This is a genomic window from Phenylobacterium sp., assembly GCF_041691455.1.
Taxonomy (GTDB): Bacteria; Pseudomonadota; Alphaproteobacteria; order Caulobacterales; family Caulobacteraceae; genus Phenylobacterium.
On record NZ_JBEPUO010000030.1, the window covers coordinates 1 to 17,285 of the forward strand.

17 protein-coding genes are annotated in these 17,285 nt (G+C 69.6%); 13 read left to right on the forward strand and 4 right to left on the reverse strand.

Translation table 11 applies throughout. The features are described from left to right. The 12 genes from ACESMY_RS20320 to ACESMY_RS20375 form a co-directional block, all read left to right on the forward strand. The coding region (locus tag ACESMY_RS20320) for a ClpXP protease specificity-enhancing factor SspB (RefSeq protein ID WP_372786444.1) at positions 1-303 on the forward strand (303 nt) is incomplete at its 5' end. Positions 304-313: 10 nt separating this feature from the next. Further along, positions 314-796, forward strand: a complete 483-nt coding sequence (locus ACESMY_RS20325) for a PaaI family thioesterase (protein ID WP_372786445.1) — start codon at positions 314-316, stop codon at positions 794-796. A gap of 1 nt (position 797) precedes the next feature. After that, positions 798-1,586, forward strand: a complete 789-nt coding sequence (locus ACESMY_RS20330) for a C13 family peptidase (RefSeq protein WP_372786446.1) — start codon at positions 798-800, stop codon at positions 1,584-1,586. 83 nt (positions 1,587-1,669) lie between these two features. Then, positions 1,670-3,982 carry a serine hydrolase domain-containing protein gene (locus tag ACESMY_RS20335; protein ID WP_372786447.1) on the forward strand — a complete coding sequence of 771 codons (2,313 nt, stop codon included), beginning with the start codon at positions 1,670-1,672 and terminating at the stop codon, positions 3,980-3,982. A gap of 128 nt (positions 3,983-4,110) precedes the next feature. Then, positions 4,111-5,757 (forward strand): flagellar basal-body MS-ring/collar protein FliF, encoded by a 1,647-nt coding sequence (fliF, locus tag ACESMY_RS20340; RefSeq protein WP_372786448.1) that lies wholly within the window; start codon positions 4,111-4,113, stop codon positions 5,755-5,757. Positions 5,758-5,783: 26 nt separating this feature from the next. After that, the gene (gene fliG / locus ACESMY_RS20345; protein WP_372786483.1) at positions 5,784-6,788 is read left to right on the forward strand and encodes a flagellar motor switch protein FliG; all 1,005 of its coding nucleotides are present in this window, start codon (positions 5,784-5,786) and stop codon (positions 6,786-6,788) included. Continuing rightward, a complete protein-coding gene (locus tag ACESMY_RS20350; RefSeq protein WP_372786450.1) occupies positions 6,788-7,486 on the forward strand; it encodes a flagellar assembly protein FliH in 699 nt (232 codons plus the stop codon). The genes fliG and ACESMY_RS20350 overlap by 1 nt, the downstream gene beginning before the upstream one ends. A gap of 3 nt (positions 7,487-7,489) precedes the next feature. Further along, positions 7,490-7,867: a flagellar motor switch protein FliN gene (gene fliN / locus ACESMY_RS20355; protein ID WP_372786451.1), complete on the forward strand. Its 378-nt coding sequence runs from the start codon at positions 7,490-7,492 to the stop codon at positions 7,865-7,867. 26 nt (positions 7,868-7,893) lie between these two features. Then, entirely contained in the window at positions 7,894-9,264 is a 1,371-nt protein-coding gene (locus ACESMY_RS20360) for a sigma-54 interaction domain-containing protein (RefSeq protein WP_372786452.1), read from the forward strand. Between the two features lie 8 nt (positions 9,265-9,272). Beyond that, positions 9,273-11,363, forward strand: a complete 2,091-nt coding sequence (gene flhA / locus ACESMY_RS20365) for a flagellar biosynthesis protein FlhA (RefSeq protein WP_372786453.1) — start codon at positions 9,273-9,275, stop codon at positions 11,361-11,363. Positions 11,364-11,506: 143 nt separating this feature from the next. Continuing rightward, a complete protein-coding gene (locus ACESMY_RS20370) occupies positions 11,507-11,854 on the forward strand; it encodes a DUF4282 domain-containing protein (protein ID WP_372786454.1) in 348 nt (115 codons plus the stop codon). A 16-nt stretch (positions 11,855-11,870) separates the two neighbouring features. Further along, positions 11,871-12,965, forward strand: a complete 1,095-nt coding sequence (locus ACESMY_RS20375) for a serine hydrolase domain-containing protein (protein ID WP_372786455.1) — start codon at positions 11,871-11,873, stop codon at positions 12,963-12,965. Positions 12,966-12,968: 3 nt separating this feature from the next. On the opposite strand, the gene ACESMY_RS20380 is transcribed toward ACESMY_RS20375, so the two are convergent. The 3 genes from ACESMY_RS20380 to ACESMY_RS20390 form a co-directional block, all read right to left on the reverse strand. Beyond that, complete coding sequence (locus tag ACESMY_RS20380; RefSeq protein WP_372786456.1) at positions 12,969-13,379, reverse strand: flagellar FliJ family protein; 411 nt, start codon at positions 13,377-13,379, stop codon at positions 12,969-12,971. Next, positions 13,376-14,713: a flagellar protein export ATPase FliI gene (gene fliI, locus ACESMY_RS20385; RefSeq protein WP_372786457.1), complete on the reverse strand. Its 1,338-nt coding sequence runs from the start codon at positions 14,711-14,713 to the stop codon at positions 13,376-13,378. Before fliI ends, ACESMY_RS20380 begins: the two co-directional genes overlap by 4 nt. Positions 14,714-14,846: 133 nt before the next feature. Further along, a complete protein-coding gene (locus tag ACESMY_RS20390) occupies positions 14,847-15,551 on the reverse strand; it encodes an isoprenylcysteine carboxylmethyltransferase family protein (protein ID WP_372786458.1) in 705 nt (234 codons plus the stop codon). A gap of 61 nt (positions 15,552-15,612) precedes the next feature. On the opposite strand from ACESMY_RS20390, the gene ACESMY_RS20395 reads away from it, so the two are divergent. After that, positions 15,613-16,215, forward strand: coding sequence for a TetR/AcrR family transcriptional regulator (locus ACESMY_RS20395; RefSeq protein WP_372786459.1), 603 nt, complete (start codon positions 15,613-15,615; stop codon positions 16,213-16,215). Here the strand turns inward: ACESMY_RS20395 and ACESMY_RS20400 are convergent. Continuing rightward, entirely contained in the window at positions 16,212-17,021 is an 810-nt protein-coding gene (locus ACESMY_RS20400; RefSeq protein ID WP_372786461.1) for an SDR family NAD(P)-dependent oxidoreductase, read from the reverse strand. The two genes, ACESMY_RS20395 and ACESMY_RS20400, sit on opposite strands and share 4 nt — an antisense overlap. Positions 17,022-17,285: the final 264 nt, after the last annotated feature.

The window sequence follows — 17,285 nt, forward strand, 5'->3', positions numbered from 1 at the left end:
AAGTACCCCGACGAGATGACCATCGTCCTGCAGCACCAGTACTGGGACCTGGCGCCGGGCGAGACCTTCTTCTCGGTGACCCTGCAGTTCGGCGGCCTGCCCAAGCGGCTGTCGGTGCCCTATGCGGCGGTCACCCGGTTCTACGATCCCAGCGTGCAGTTCCTGCTGCAGTTCGAGGCCCCGGCCGGCGAGGCGCGCCTTGCCGCCGAGCCCCAGGCCAAGGTCGCCGCCACCGACGCCGAGCCCACCCCCGCCGACGGCGAGGCCAAGATCGTCTCCCTCGACCAGTTCCGGAAGAAGTGAGCCGCCCCGCATGAGCGACGCCGCGACCTCGAAGGCCGAGGCCACCCCCGCGCCTCTGACGGACGAGGCGATCCTCGAGCGTTTCCAGCGCACCAGGAACCAGCCCACCGGCTCCCAGACCCTGGGCTTTCGGATGGTCGCGGTGAACCAGGCGGAGAAGACCGTCGAGGTCGAGTTCGAGGCCCGGGCCGAGCTCCTGCTCAACCCGATGAAGCAGATCCAGGGCGGCTACCTCTGCGCCATGCTCGACGAGTGCATGAGTGTCGCCTGCATGGTGGCCTCGGGCATGACCGCGGTCGCGCCGACGCTGGAGATGAAGACCAGCTTCTTCCGCCCCGGCATGCCGGGAAAGCTGCGCGGCGTCGGCCGGGTCGCCAAGTGGGGCCGCCAGGTGGCCTTCACCGAGGGCGAGCTCTATGACGCCGACGGACGGCTGCTGGCCAAGGCCACGGGCACGGCGATCCCGACACCCTTCCAGACCTACAAGACCTAGCATGCGGCTGGTCGCGCGCCTGGTCTGGCTGATTGGCGCCCTCTGGTTCGCCCAGGCGGCCCCGGCCGCCGCGGCTTCGGCGTTCAGCGACTGGAGCGCGGTGGTCGTCGCCGGCGACTGGCACGCCCATTCCGGGGGTCCGTCCGAGGCCTTCGACAACGCGCGGCGCGACGTGGCCCTGGCGCTCGAACAGGCCGGTTTCGATCCGGCGAACCTGCGCCAGTTCTCGGTCCGCCCCGAGCGCTACAAGGACGTGGCGCTGACCAAATCCCAACCGCAGGCGATCTATGACGCGCTCGCGGAGCTGACGCCGAAGGCCAGCGGCGGTTGCCTGCTCTACTTCAGCTCGCACGGCGCCCCGCAGGGCGTGGTGATCGATCAGCACTTCCTGCCGCCCGCGGTGCTCGCCACCATCGTCGACAGCACCTGCGGCAAGCGGCCCACCGTGGTGATCATCTCGGCCTGCTTCTCCGGCGTCTTCGTCCCCGCGCTGGCCGGCGCCAACCGCATGGTGCTGACCGCCGCGCGGCCCGACCGCTCGTCCTTCGGCTGCGGCGAGGCGGACAAATATCCCTACTTCGACCAGTGCGTGCTGGAGTCCCTGCCGAGCGTCTCGGACTTCGCCATGCTGGGGACAAGGGTCCAGGGCTGCGTGGCCGCGCGCGAGACCAAGGAGGGCATGAAGCCGCCGTCGGAGCCGCAGCTGTTCATCGGCCCGGCGCTGAAACCGCTCCTGCCGCTCTATTCGCTGGCCAGCGCCGCGCCCTCGAAACCTTCGGGGCGAAACTAGCTCGCGCATAGCCCAGGCTTGGAAGGACTCGCCCGGGCGCCCTACAAGCGGTTGAGCCTTCCGCTCCGTCCGGGTTTTCATCGATGCGGTCCACCGTCCTCGCCGCCGTCGCCGCTCTGGCGCTGATCTTCGTCCAGCCCCTGGGCGCAGCGGCTCAGGACGAGGCGCCGAAGCCCGCGCCCGCGGCCGCTACGCCCGGGCTTCCGAAGGGGCCGGTGCCCTATACGAAGCTGCATCCCAAACCTGCGGCCAAGCCGAAGCCGAAACCCGCGGCGGCCGGCGCTGAGACGCCGAAGCCCGCGGCGCCCGGCGCGGCGACGGCGCCAAAGGCCAAGCCGCCGACGCCCGCCGCCGTGACCACGGCGGAGCCAAGGCCGAAGCCGGCGACCGAGGCGCCCGCCACAGCCACGCCAACCCCACCGCCCGCGCCGAAACCCGCGCCGCCGCCCGTGGCCGCGCCGCTCGCCCCGCCCCCGCCCCCGGCGCCTGCCGCGCCCGGCGCCAAGCTGACGTCCGGCCAGCCGATCCCGCCCGCCGAACTGGAGGCCTTCGTCGACGGCGTCGTGCAGGACGCCATGGGCCGCGAGCACATCGCCGGGGTCACCGTCTCGGTCGTCCAGAACGGCCAGGTGGTGCTGAAGAAGGGCTACGGCTTCGCGAACCTCAATCCGCAGCGGCCCGTCGATCCCGACCGCAGCCTCTTCCGGGTCGGCTCGATCTCCAAGACCTTCACCTGGATCGCCCTCATGAAGGAGGTGGAGGCCGGCCGCATGCGGTTGAACCAGCCGGTCAATCTCTACCTGCCCGAGCGGGTGCAGGTGCGCGATCAGGGCTACGACCAGCCGGTGCGGGTGGCGAACCTGATGGACCACTCCCCGGGCTTCGAGGACCGTGCGCTGGGCCAGCTCTTCGAACGGGACTTCGACCGCGTCCGTCCGATCGACGTCTACCTGCGCCAGGAACGGCCCAAGCGCGTGCATGCGCCGGGCGAGGTCTCCAGCTATTCCAACTACGGCGCGGCGCTCGCGGGCGAGGCGGTGACCTACACCTCCGGCCGCCCCTACGAACGGCTGATCGAGGACGAGATCCTGGGTCCGCTGGGCATGGCCCACACCACCTTCCGCGAACCGCACGAGCCCAAGACCGGTCTTCCCGGCCCCATGCCGGCCCGGCTGGTCGCCGACATCTCCGACGGCTACCGCTGGACGCCGGTCGGCTTTTCGCGCCGCGACTATGAATACATCGGCCAGATCGCGCCGGCCGGGGCCGGCTCGTCCACCGCCGGCGACATGGCGCGCTACATGCTGATGCAGCTCGGCGGCGGCCAGCTCGGCGGGGCGGTGATCTATGGCCCGACCTCGGCGGAGGCCTTCCGCACCCCGCTCCGCCCGTCGCCGCCCGGGATCAACGGCTGGGCGCACGGCTTCATGGTCTTCGACCTGCCCGGCGGCCATCGCGGCTACGGCCATGGCGGGGCGACGCTGTCGTTCTTCTCCAACATGGTGGTGGTGCCCGACCTCAACCTGGGCGTCTTCATCTCCACCAACACCGACACCGGCCGGCCGCTCTCCGGACGCCTGCCGGACCGGATCGTGCAGCACTTCTACGCCGCGCCCGCGCCCTTCCCTCGCCCGGGCTCGCCGGAGCTCGCTGAGCACCGCGGCGACTTCGCCGGCTATTACCTCACCACGCGCCGCACCTATTCCGGGCTGGAGGGCTTCGTCGACCAGCTGATGGGCGGGGCCACCGTCACCGTCACCCGCGAGGGCCGGCTGGTTACCGCCGGCGGCGACGGGGTCAAGACCTGGGCGCCGGAGGGCCCGCTCGAGGAGGGCCGCTTCATCTCGTCGCAAGGCTCCGAGCGGATCGCCTTCGACCGGGCCGAGGGCGGGGCGCGCGCGTTCCATGTCGCCAGCGGGACGCAGGTCTTCGAACGCGCGCCCGTCTGGCGCCAGCCGCGCACCCTGACGACGCTCGCGGCCCTCGCCGCCGCCGCCGCGCTCGCCACCTTCGCGGGCGTCGTGGTCCGCAACCGGCGCGAATTCCGCGAGAACCAGGTGCAGAGCCGCGCGAGCCTGGTGCAGAACATCCAGGCGGTGCTCTGGCTCCTGGCCATGGCGCTCTTCGCCCTCTGGGCCTCGAAGACCGGCGACGCGGCCCAGATCATGTACCGCTGGCCCGGCGTCCTGATGATCACCGCCTCGGCCTGCGCCCTGGTTGCGGCCGCCCTGACCGTCACCACCTTCATCGCCCTGCCGGCCATCTGGCGCGGCGGGCGGCGGGTGGACTCCTGGACGCACCTTCGCAAGGCCTTCTTCAGCGTCACCGTTCTGGTCTACGCGGCCTTCTCGATCGACCTGGCCTTGTGGGGCGCGCTGAGCCCCTGGAGCGGCTGACACCCGCGCCGAAACGCCGCAATACGGCTCCGCTTAAACCCCCCGTTTACCAAGCACTGGGTAAATCCTGCCTACTGGTGGGCAAATCTGTACGCCCCCGCTTTTGAGTTTGCGGAAGGACGTCGGCGTTGAACCAGATTCTGGCTGCGCTTCAGAGGTTCGGGATCGGTCGCCTCGCGGCGATTCTCGGCATCGGCGCAGGCGTCGCCGCGGCGCTCTTCTTCGTGACCTCAGGCCTGGGGCAGCCCAAGGCGCTGCTCTATTCGAACCTCGACATCAAGGAAGCCGGCTCGATCACCCAGGCGCTCGACCAGGGGAACATCAAATACGAGGTCAAGGGCGACGGCTCGACCATCCTGGTGCCACGCGACCAGGTGGCCTCGACGCGGCTGATGCTGTCGTCCAAGGGCCTGCCGACCGCGGCCTCGGTCGGCTACGAGATCTTCGACAACGCCAGCGCCATGGGCCAGACGGACTTCGTCCAGCAGCTCAACCGCCAGCGCGCCCTGGAAGGCGAGCTCGGCCGCACCATCATGAGCCTCGACGGCATCACCGCCGCGCGCGTCCACCTGGTCCTGCCCAAGCGCCAGCTCTTCGAGGAAGAGGCCGAACAGCCCTCCGCCTCGGTCAGCATCGGCGTCGGCGGCCGCGAGCCCAGCTCCGACCAGGTGCGCGCCATGCAGAACCTGGTGGCCGGCGCCGTTCCCAACCTGAAGCCCGACCGCGTCACCGTGGTCGACCAGCACGCCAAGACGCTGTCCGGCGGCGACACCGGCATGGCCGCCGAGGCCGATGGCCGCAAGAGTGAGGTCGAACAGCGGATCGCCAAGCAGGTGAAAGGCCTCGTCGAAGGCATCGTCGGCGTCGGCAAGGCCCGGGTGAACGTCTCGGCCGATGTCGATCTCGCCCACGTGACCGAACAGAAGAAGAGCTTCGATCCGGACGGCCAGGTTGTCCGCTCGGAGAGCACTACCGACGAGAACTCCAAGGAAGGCTCCGGCGCCTCCGACGGCCAGACCTCGGCCGTGGCCAACATCCCGGGCGGCGCCAAGATCGGCGGCAACAACGAAAGCAGCGGCTCCAACAGCGGCCGCCAGGAATCGACCACCAACTACGAGATCACCGAGACCACCCGCACCTCGGTGCAGGAGCCTGGCCAGGTGAAGAAGATCTCCGTGGCGGTGGCCGTCGACGGCGTCACCGGCCCGGCCGACAAGAAGGGCAAGCCCGGCGCCTACACCCCGCGATCCGCCGCCGAGATGGCCAACATCGAACAGCTCGTCCAGGCCGCTGTCGGCTACGACAAGGACCGTGGCGACCAGGTGAAGGTGGTCAACGTCCGCTTCCCGAACGCCGACGACGCCGAGGGCGTCACCGCGGCCAGCCCTCTGATGGGCTTCGACAAGAACGACATCATGCGCGCCGCCGAACTGATCATCATGGCCGTGGTGGCCGTCCTGATGATGCTGTTCATCGTCCGCCCGCTGTTGCGCGGGGCGCTGGGCGGCGGCGGTCCGATGGCGCTGGGTGGCCCGCAGGCCCGCCTCGCCACCGGCGCTGACGGCCAGCAGATGCAGATCACCATCGACCCGGTCACCGGTCAGCAGATCTCCTTGCCCGCGCCGGGCAACGAACACCTCGAGCAGAAGATCGACATCGCCCGCATCGAGGGCCAGGTGAAGGCCAGCTCCGTCAAGCGGGTGGCCGAGTTCGTCGACAAGCATCCGGAGGAATCGGTCTCGATCATCCGCACCTGGCTGCATGAATCCGCATGAACGCCCGCGTCCCCAAACCCAAGGCTATGGTCGACTCCTCCCGGCTGAGCGGCGCTGAAAAGGCGGCCGTGGTGCTGCTGGCGCTCGGCGAAGACCATGCCGGCGTCTGGCGCCATCTCGACGAGGAGGAGATCAAGGTGATCTCCCAGGCCATGGCGAGTCTCGGCCAGGTGACGTCCAACGTCGTCGAGGACCTCCTGGTGGAGTTCGTCTCCGGCATGGGCGGCGGGGCCATCACCGGCTCGGCGGAACTGGTCCAGAAGCTGCTGTCCTCGATCATGCCCGGCGAGCGGGTGGACCACCTCATGGAGGAGATCCGCGGTCCGGCGGGTCGCACCATGTGGGACAAGCTCGGCAACGTGAACGAGGCCGTGCTCGCCAACTACTTGAAGAACGAATATCCGCAGACCGTCGCCGTCGTGCTGTCGAAGATCAAGTCGGAGCACGCCGCGCGCGTGCTCACCTGCCTGCCCGAGGACTTCGCGCTCGAGTGCGTGACCCGCATGCTGCGCATGGAGCCGGTGCAGCGCGAGATCCTCGACAAGATCGAACAGACGCTGCGCACCGAATTCATGTCGAACCTGGCGCGCACCTCCAAGCGCGACAGCCACGAGATGATGGCCGACATCTTCAACGCCTTCGATCGCCAGACCGAGACCCGCTTCATCACCGCGCTGGAAGAACGCAACCGCGAGGCCGCCGAACGCATCCGCGCCCTGATGTTCGTCTTCGAAGACCTCTCCAAGCTCGATCCGGGCGGCGTCCAGACCCTGCTGCGCACGGTCGAGAAGGACCAGCTGGCGCTGGCGCTGAAGGGCGCCTCCGACGCGCTCCGGGAAATGTTCTTCACCAACATGAGCGAGCGCGCCGCCAAGATCATGCGCGAGGACATGGAGACCATGGGTCCCGTCCGCCTGCGCGAAGTGGAACAGGCGCAGATGGCCATGGTGCAAGTCGCCAAGGACCTCGCCAACAAGGGCGAGATCGTCCTGGTCGGCGCCGGCGGCGACGACGACGAGCTGGTGTACTGATGACCCAGGACGTCGCAGCTCCGAAAGTCGCCCACGAGAAGTTCCTTTTCGGCACGGTGTTCGAACCGAGCGGCGAGATGACCAACACCGCGCCCCGGCCCAAGCGGAGCTATTCCGCCGAGGAGGTCGAGGCGATCCGCAACGCCGTCGCGGCCGACGGCGAGGCCAGGGCTCTGGCCAGCATCGCCAACCGCCAGGCCCAGGCGCTGGCGGTGATCGCCGCGGCCTGCCGCGAGGCCCTGCCCCGGCTGGCCGAAGTCGCCCACTCCCATCGGGTCGGCTCCGCCGAGCTGGCGCTGGCCTGCGCCCAGGCGATCGCCGCCGCCGCCCTCGACAAGTTCCCGCAGGCGCCGGTGCGCGCCGCCCTGGAGGCGCTGGCGCGCGAGATCGAGGCCGCCCCGCGCCTGATCCTCACCGCCGACGCCGAACTCGCGGCCGGCCTGCAAGCGGTGCTCGAAGAGACCGCCCAGGCGGTCGGCTATCCCGGATCGATCCAGGTGCGCACCGACCCGGCGCTCTCGCCGCGGGCCTTCACTCTCGACTTCGGCGACGGCTCGGCGAGCTTCGACCCCGCCGCCGCCGCCGAGCGCGTCTCCCAGGCCCTGCACGCGGCGCTGGCGGCCGAGGGCCTGCACGCCGAACCCCTTATCCCCGGTGGCGGAACCTCCGCCACCGACGCTCAAGAGCCTGAGAGCTAGGCCATGTCCGAAACGCCTGATCCCGAAACCGCCGCGGTCGCCGAACCCACTGGGAGTTCCGAGCTGAAGCTCGACGAATTCGCCGCCGGCGAAGGCCCGCTGGCGGAGACCTCCGACGAGGACAAGATCGCCACCGACCTGGCGCCGGTCTTCGACGTGCCGGTGAACATCTCCGCCGTGCTCGGCCGCGCCAGCATGTCCGTCGCCCAGCTGCTGCAGCTCGGCCAAGGCAGCGTGCTGGAGCTCGACCGCAAGGTCGGCGAGGCCATCGACATCTATGTGAACAACCGCCTGGTGGCGCGCGGCGAGGTCGTCATCGTCGACGAACGCCTGGGCGTGACCATGACTGAAATCATCAAGGACGGCGACGGACAGGCTTGAAGCCTGCCGTCTGAGGGAGAAAAGCCATGCGGCTACTGGTCGTCGGAAAACTGAACGGACAGCTCTCAACCGCCGTGAAGATGGCGATGAGCGCCGGCGCGAAGGTGAGCCACGTCGAAACCATCGCGGCGGCCACGCACGCCTTGCGCGCCGGGCAGGGCGCCGACCTGATGATGGTCGACTATGAGCTCGATATCGCGTCCCTCATCGCCACCAACGAGGCCGAGCGCATCCGCGTGCCGGTGGTGGCCTGCGGCGTCGGCGCCGATGCGGCCGGCGCGGCCGGAGCGATCCGGGCCGGGGCCAAGGAGTTCATCCCGCTTCCGCCCGACGCCCAGCTGATCGCCGCGGTGCTCGCCGCCGTCGCCGACGACAACCGCCCGATGGTCGTCCGCGATCCTTCGATGACCGCGCTGATCGGCATGGCCGACCAGATCGCCCCTTCCGACGCCTCGATCCTGATCACCGGCGAAAGCGGCGTCGGCAAGGAAGTCATCGCCCGCTACGTCCACCAGAAGTCACGCCGCGCTTCCAAGCCCTTCATCTCGGTCAATTGCGCGGCCATCCCCGAGAACCTCCTGGAGAGCGAACTGTTCGGCCACGAGAAGGGCGCCTTCACCGGCGCCGTGGCCCGCCGCATCGGCAAGTTCGAGGAGGCCAACGGCGGCACCCTGCTGCTCGACGAAATCAGCGAGATGGACGGGCGCCTGCAGGCCAAGCTGCTGCGCGCCCTGCAGGAACGCGAGATCGACCGGGTCGGCGGGGCCAAGCCCGTGAAGGTCGACATCCGCATCCTCGCCACCTCCAACCGCGACCTCATCCAGGCGGTGAAGGACGGCACGTTCCGCGAGGACCTGCTCTACCGCCTGAACGTCGTGAACCTGCGCCTGCCGCCGCTGCGCGAACGGCCGGGCGACGTGCTGGCGCTCGCCGAGCACTTTGTGCGCAAATACGCCGCGGCCAACGGCGCGCCCGAACGGCCGCTGTCGGCCGAAGCCAAGCGCCGGCTCGCCAGCCACCGCTGGCCCGGCAACGTCCGCGAGCTCGAGAACGCCATGCACCGCGCGGTGCTGATGGCGAGCGGCGCCGAGATCGAGGAGGAGGCCATCCGCCTGCCCGACGGCCAGCCCTTCGCCTCTGCCGACCCGCACGCCCGCGCCGCCCAGGTCGCGTCCCTGGCCGCCGAGAGCGCCAGCCGCAGCTACGTCGGCCAGACGGTGGCGGCCATGGAGCAGCAGCTGATCCTCGACACCCTGGAGCACTGCCTGGGCAACCGCACCCACGCGGCCAATATCCTCGGCATCTCGATCCGCACCCTGCGCAACAAGCTCAAGGAATACACCGAGGCCGGCGTCCCGGTCCCCGCGCCCCAGATGGGCGCGGCGAGCGCCGCCTGATCACCTAGATGGCCGACGCCTCAGTTCCCTCACGCTTCGGCCAGACTCCCAACGCGCGGGACGTCTTCGGCTGGGTGGCGCGTGGCGAGGTGGCCATGGCGCTGGGCGTCGTCGGCATCGTCGTCCTGCTGATCATTCCGATCCCGGCGTTCCTGCTGGATCTCCTGCTGGCGCTTTCGATCACCAGCGCCGTCCTGATCCTGATGACCTCGCTGCTCATCAAGAAGCCGCTCGAGTTCACCGGCTTCCCGATGGTGCTGCTGGTCACCACCCTCTACCGGCTGTCGCTGAACATCGCCTCGACCCGCCTGATCCTCGGCCACGGCCACGAGGGGGTCCACGGCGCGGGCCACATCATCGAGGCCTTCGGCAAGCTGATGATGGGCGGCAACTTCGCCATCGGCATCATCGTCTTCGCCATCCTGGTGATCGTGAACTTCGTGGTCATCACCAAGGGCTCGGGACGTATCGCCGAGGTGGCCGCCCGCTTCACCCTCGACGCCATGCCCGGCAAGCAGATGGCCATCGACGCCGACCTCTCGGCCGGCCTGATCGACGACAACGAGGCCAAGCGCCGCCGCAAGGAGCTGGAACAGGAATCCACCTTCTTCGGCTCCATGGACGGCGCCTCGAAGTTCGTGCGCGGCGACGCGGTCGCCGGCCTGATCATCGTCGCCATCAACATCATCGGCGGCATCCTGATCGGGGTGCTGCAGCACAAGATCCCGATCGGCCAGGCGGCCGCCACCTACACCATCATGACCATCGGCGACGGCCTGGTGAGCCAGATCCCGGCCCTGGTCATCTCGATCGCCGCCGGCTTCCTGGTCTCGAAGTCGGGCGTCGAGGGATCCGTCGACAAGGCGCTGGTCACCCAGCTGGCCATGAACCCGGTCGCGCTCGGCATGGTTTCGGCCGCCGCCGGCGTCTTGGCGCTGGTTCCCGGCATGCCGATCATCCCCTTCGCCGCCATCTCCGTCGGCGCGGGCGTGCTGTCCTGGCGCCGGTCGCAGAAGTCCATGGAGCCGCCGCCGGTCGACATCCAGCCGATGCAGGAGGCCACCGAAGAACCGATCGCCAACACGCTCGCCATCGACGAGATCAAGATCGAGCTCGGCTATGGGCTGCTCGGCCTGATCAACGACCTGGAAGGCCGCCGGCTCACCGACCAGATCAAGGCGCTGCGCCGCACGCTGGCCGCCGACTTCGGCTTCGTGATGCCCAGCGTCCGCATCCTCGACAACATGCGCCTGCCCTCCCAGGGCTACGCGATCCGCATCAAGGAGATGGAGGCCGGCTCCGGCGAGGTCCGGCTGGGCTCCATGATGGCCATGGACCCGCGCGGCGGCCAGGTGGACCTGCCCGGCGAACACATCCGCGAGCCCGCCTTCGGCCTGCCCGCCACCTGGATCGACGAGGCGCTGCGCGAAGAGGCGACCTTCCGCGGCTACACCATCGTCGACCCGGCGACCGTGCTCACCACCCACCTGACCGAGATCCTCAAGGAAAACATGCCGGACCTGCTCTCCTATTCGGAAGTGCAGAAGCTCCTGAAGGAGCTGCCGGCCGAGCAGAAGAAGCTGGTCGACGACCTGGTGCCCAATATCGTCACCGCCACTACCATCCAGCGCGTCCTGCAGGCCCTGTTGCGCGAGCGCGTCTCGATCCGCGACCTGCCGGCGATCCTGGAAGGCATCGGCGAAGCCGCGCCGCACACCGCGTCGGTCACCCTCCTCGTCGAGCAGGTCCGCGCGCGCCTGGCCCGTCAGCTCTCCTTCGCCCACCGCGGCGACGACGGCGCCCTGCCGATCGTCACGCTGACGCCGGAATGGGAGAACGCCTTCGCCGACGCCCTGGTCGGCCAGGGCGACGACAAGCAGCTCGCGCTGGCCCCCTCGCGCCTGCAGGATTTCGTGCGCGGCGTGCGCGAGACCTTCGAGCGCGCGGCTCTGGCCGGCGACAGCCCCGTCCTGCTGACCAGCCCCGCGATCCGCCCCTATGTCCGCTCGATCATCGAGCGGTTCCGCGGCCAGACGCCGGTGATGAGCCAGAACGAGGTCCATCCCCGCGCCAAGCTCAAGACCGTCGGCACGATCTAGCGCCGGACCTCTGCGGCGTTGCAGGCGCCCGCCCGGGCTGATAGCGGTGCGACCTGCGGAGCGGCGAGTAGGCTCCGGCGCAAAGTCTTGGGAAACGGATGCGGCGAGCTCTCAACCGACCAAAGGGAACCGGCTCCGCTGTCTTGTGGGACCTGCTGACCTTCGAGCACCTGATGACCAACCAGGTCATCCACCTGATCTACTGGGCAGGCCTCGCCCTGATCGCGCTGGGCATATTCGGCACGCTGGGCGCGGCCATCGGCGTGGTGATCCGCGACCCCTCGGTCTTCGGCCTCTTGCTGGCGATCCCGGTGGTGGTGGGCGGCTTGCTCGTCATGGGCGCCCTGCTCCTGCTGTGGCGCTCGTTCTGCGAGTTCTACGTGGCGATCTTCAAGATCAGCGAGGACCTGGCCGTGTTGCGCTCAGGGCTGGAGAACGAGCGCCCGACCCCGCCCCCCGCGCGGGCCCCGAGCGGCGCGCCCGGCGCTTAGTACAGAGCTTCGGACTTTGGCGTTCTCCAGAATTCTCGGGGCACTCCTCGCCGTCCTCAGTCTCGCATCAGTCGCCCATGCGACGCCGCCCCCGCCTGGATTTTCGGCCAAGGCCGATACGATCATCCGCCAGCACGTCGCGGCGAGGACGTTCAGCGGCGTCGTGCTGATCGCTGACCACGGCAAGCCCATCTTCCGCAAAGCGTTGGGGTTCGCCAACCGCGAGTGGAACGTCCCAGCGACGCCTGACACGGTCTTTCGCATTGGCTCGACTACGAAGACGTTCACCGCCACGGCCATCCTTCAGCTCGCCGAAGAAGGCGCACTGACGCTCGATGATCCAATCGCCAAATACTATTCCGCGGCTCCGGCGGCCTGGTCGGGGATCACGCTTCGCCACCTGCTCAACCACACTTCGGGCATTCCGGACTTTGTGCAGGTCAACGGGTTCATCCGCGGCGCCGCACGGCTCCAGGATCGCCCGGAGGAGCTCGTCGGCTTGGTACGCGACCAGCCGCTGGAGTTCGCTCCGGGATCGAAGTTCCACTACAGCAACACCGGCTACGTCCTGCTGGGCCTAGTGATCGAGAAGGTCAGCGGGAAGCGCTATGCAAACTACTTGGCTGATACCTTCTTCAAGCCCTTGGGCCTCTCCCACACCGCCTATGACGATTTCGCCGACCTCGTCGAGAACCGCGCGTCCGGCTACTGGCGGCCCGCCGGGCCTTTCGAAAACGCGCGCCTGATGACGCCTGAGGCCAGTGACGCCTCTGGCGCCTTGCGCTCCACGGCCGACGACCTCCTCGCCTGGGACCAAGCGTTGCATGCCGGCAAGCTGCTGAGCCGGGCCTCCTTGGAAGCCATGTTCACCGACTATGGTCACGGCTACGGCCTGGGCTCGTTTGTCGAAACCCGGCATGGCCACCGCCTATGGGATCACGGCGGCAATGTGCCCGGCTTCTGCAGCGCGTTCGAATACTACCCGGACGATGGCGTGACGGTGATCGTGCTCGACAACGTCGAGGGCCAGGACGCCGAAAGGCTCGCCAGCGAACTCGCCGGCGCCTATTTCGGCTGGACACAGGCCCCGGTGCGGCCGGCGGGCGCCTAGGCTTCAGCGGCGGCGCGCGGCCCGCATCCCGACTTCGTCGAGCTCGGCGGTCTCGCGCCGGTTGGTTTCCTTGACCGCGGCGAGCCGCAGGCTTTCGGCCACCTGTTCGTACTTCTTCTGCTCTTCGAAGGCCTGGGAGAGCGCATCGCGCGCGCCGCGCTCCTCGATGCGGATGAGGTCGATGTCCGCCTGGACCGCCGCCTTGCGCGCCCGCAGGCCGTCGGCGTAGCCGATGTGGTACCAGCCGGAAGAGACGTCGTCGCGGGCCCGCTCGGCCTCCGCCTCCCCCTCGGCGTGCAGGACCGCCAGCCGCATCTCGGCCTTGGCCAGTCGCTGCATGATCTCGCCCAGCCGCTGCTGGTGGCCTTCCACCTCGAAGGTGGCCAGTTTGACGAGGGAGTCGGACCAGGTCATGCGGGCACGCTTTCAAGGATACTGTTCAGCCGCTCGAAGCCCGCATCGAGGCTGGTCACCTCGTCCTTGTCCTGGGCCAGGAAGGCCTCAAGCGCCGGATTGAGCGCGATGGCCCGGTCGACCTGCGGATCGGCCCCGGCGCGATAGGCCCCGATGCGGATCAGCTCTTCCATATTGGCGTAGGCCGACAGCGTCTGGCGGGCCGATTTGACGATCTCGCGCTCCTGCGGGCCGTGGCAGCCCGGCATGGTCCGGCTGATCGACTTCAGGACATTGATCGCCGGGAAGCGGCCGCGCTCGGCGATGGCGCGCTCCATGACGATGTGGCCGTCCAGGATGCCGCGCACGGCGTCGGCGATCGGCTCGTTGTGGTCGTCGCCGTCCACCAGGACGGTGAAGATGCCGGTGATCGGCCCGGCCTTGGTGCCGTCCGGCCGGATCGGGCCGGGACCGGCGCGCTCCAGGAGCTTCGGCAGTTCGGTGAAGACGGTGGGCGTATAGCCCTTGGTGGTCGGCGGCTCGCCGGCGGCCAGGCCGATCTCGCGCTGGGCCATGGCGAAGCGGGTGACCGAGTCCATCAGGCACAGCACTTCCATGTCCTGGTCGCGCAGGTATTCGGCGATGGCCATGGTCATGTAGGCCGCCTGGCGGCGCTTCAGCGCCGGCTCGTCGGAGGTGGCGACCACCACGATGGCCCGCTTCAGGCCTTCTTCGCCCAGGGTTTCCTCGATGAACTCGCGGACCTCGCGGCCCCGCTCGCCGATCAGGCCGACCACGACCGCGTCGCAGTCGGCGTTCTTGGCCAACATCGAGAGCAGCACGGACTTACCGACGCCGGAGCCGGCGAAGACGCCCAGGCGCTGGCCGCGGCAGCAGGTGGTGAAGACGTTCATGGCCCGGACCCCCAGGTCCAGGCGCGCCCCGACCCGGGCGCGGGCGTGGGCCGACGGCGGCGGGGCGCGCAGCGGATAGGCCGCGACGCCCTGCATCAGCGGGCCCTTGCCGTCGATCGGATTGCCGAAGGCGTCGATCACCCGCCCGAGCCAGGCCTTGGTGGGCCTGACCGCCGAGCCCAGGGGCTCGATGCGGATCTCCGCGCCGGGCGCCACGCCCTCGACGGGTCCGAAGGGCATCAGCAGCGCGCGGGTGTCGCGGAAGCCGACCACCTCGGCCGACAGCGGCTTTTCGCCGAACCGGATGATCTCGGCGCGGGCGCCGATCGCCAGCCGGGTCAGCCCGCCCCGGGCCTCGATCAGGAGGCCGTTCACGGCGGCCACGCGGCCGGCGACGGTAAGGGGATCCAGCCGCTCGACCGCGGCCACAAGACTCTTCAAGAACGACCCTCGAATTCGAGCCGCAGAATCCCGCCGCCACACTTAAAGGGTTGTGAAGATCGGCCCCGTTCGACGGCGGTTTGACCACAATTCCGGGGCGAGCCCTGGGCGCGGGTCGCCGGGGCGCGTCAATCTACAGCAGGTAGGGAACGAGCCGGCCGCGAACCCGGCGGGCATAGCCGGCGTAGGCGGGCAGGGTTTGCCTCAGATAGGCCTCCTCGATGACGATCCGGGCGAGCGTCATGGCGAGGAACCCCGACGCGCCGATCAGCGCCGCATAGCTTCCCAGCCAGAGCGCCGCGCCCCCATAGACCAGCAGCATGCCGGCATAGAACGGGTGCCGCACGAGGGCGTAGAGGCCGGTGTCGATCACCCGCTGGCCCTCGGACGTCTGGTCGTGGATCGTCGGGGCGGCGAAGCGGTTCTGCGCCAGGGCGGCGTAGGCGACGGCCACGCCGGCGATCGTCGCGGCCGCGCCCAAGGCCGAGAGGGCGGCGCCTGGCGGCGGCAGCAGGCGCAGCCGGAAGACGTCGATCGGGATGAAGGCGAACCAGGCCATCGTGTAGAGGGCGTAGAATACCGAGCCTACCGCGTCGATCAGCGGTTGCCGCTTCCCCTTGGCCGCGACGAGGCCTTGCTGGCGCACCTTGAAGCTGGCCGGAGCCGCTACCGCGAGGGTCGCCGAGCCCGCGAGCGACGAGAGGCCGAAGGCGGCGAGAAACCCCCAGGCGCGCGGCCAGGTCCAGGCTCCGGCGAGGATCCCGGCCGGCGCGAGCAGCAATACGCCCGCCACCACGATGAACGGCAGCGGCGCGAGAAGACCCTTGAGCAGCGGCATGTCCCATCCTCCCCACGTAATATACATCGTGTATATTATGCAGGATGCATATTAGGACGCAATGGCGGAGTCACCGGAAAAGCCCCGGCGGGGCGACAAGCGCGAACGCACCCGCGCGGCCCTGATCGCCGCGGCCTGGGCGATCGTCGACGAAAAGGGGTTCGGGGCCGCGAGCCTGGAGGAGATCGCCCGCCGGGCCGGCATGACCCGGGGCGCGATCTATTCCAACTTCCCCTCGCGGTCCGACCTGATGCTGGCCATGGCCGGCGCGCGCGGCCTCAGGATCGACCGCGACTTCAGCCGGCCGGGCCCGCTGAGGGACCAGTTGCGATGGTTCGCCGAGGGTCTGATCGAGACCCTGCCGAGCGCCCGGGGGACCCAGCGCTGGCATGCCGAGTTCATGGTCCACATCGCCGCCGATCCGGCCCTGCGCGATCACATCGCCGCGGGCTTCGCGGGCCTGTTCGACCAGATGGCGGCGCAGTTCCGCGCCCAGCACGGCGACACCCTGGCGATCGATCCGCACAGCCTGGCGCTGGCGGTGCAGTCGCTGGCCATGGGCTTCGTCTACCAGGCCATCCTCAGTCCCGAGGCCGTGCCGCCCGGCGCGGTGATCGAGGCCTTCGAGGCGCTCGCCGACGGGGCGGTCCGCAAGCCCGCCTAGCGCAGCGCCCGGGCGAGTTTCAGCGCCTGTTTCGGATGCCGCGCGGCGAGCTTCGCCGCCTGCAGCGGCCGGCGCTTCACGGCCCCGATGACCGCTGGACGCAGGGCTCGGGCGACCCTGGGCCGCGCGGCGGTCGCCGCCTCGGCGATGCGGCCCCGGCCGAGCCAGAGGGCGAGCCCCGCCGCGGCCAGCAGGCCGATCCCGACCACCAGGCCCGGGTGTTTCTTCACCTCCGTGGCGGTGGTCAGCCGCCGGCCGTGCGTCGCCACCACCATGTGGCCCATGGGCCGCGATACTGCGTGCAGGGCGGCCTCCGCCGCGGCCTGGGCGGGGCTGTCATGGCGCCAGTCCTTCGGCAGCCGGACCATGGTCGCGGCGACCTGGCCCTTGGCCTGCCGGAGCTCCTCAAGCGCGGCCTTGCCGACGCTGCGGCCGAAGCCCACCAGGGCCGCCGGTTCCGGACGGGCGCCGACGTGCCGCACCAGCGCCTGGGCGGCGTGGCCGAGCGCGGCGGGCTCGCCGCCGGCCTCGATCCAGCTGTCGATCCGGCCGAACCTCGCGACCGCCGCGCGCGCCACCCGGTCGCAGCCGTCGACCGCGCCCGCGTCGCCGGCCACCGGATGGCACCGGCCGCCGGCCTTGCCGATCGCCGCGCAGACCTCGCGGACGGCCTGGTCGTCGGCCGCCGCCAGCACCACCGCGGCGCCGGCCCTCGCCGCCAGCCGCGCCGCCTCGAGGCCGATCCCCGAGGTCGCGCCGGTGACGACGACCACCTGTCCCGCAAGGGGCTTGAACTTGGAGCGCATGAATCCTCCCGACCGAAACAGGCTTAAAATCTGGGGATGAAACGGGCGGCGCCAAGGCCCGTTCCGCCACCTTCCGTTCGCCGCGGCTGTCCAATCACAAAAGATTCAACACGCCTGCGACTCCAGGGCCATCCGGCAACGCTTGAAGCGGAATCCGCATCAGATTAACGATTCGGTTCGGACGGACACTTCCAATTAACCAGTCTTAAATTAACTCGGCGGCAGGTTAACGACGAGGTCCAGAGCGGATTCACTGAATTCGCG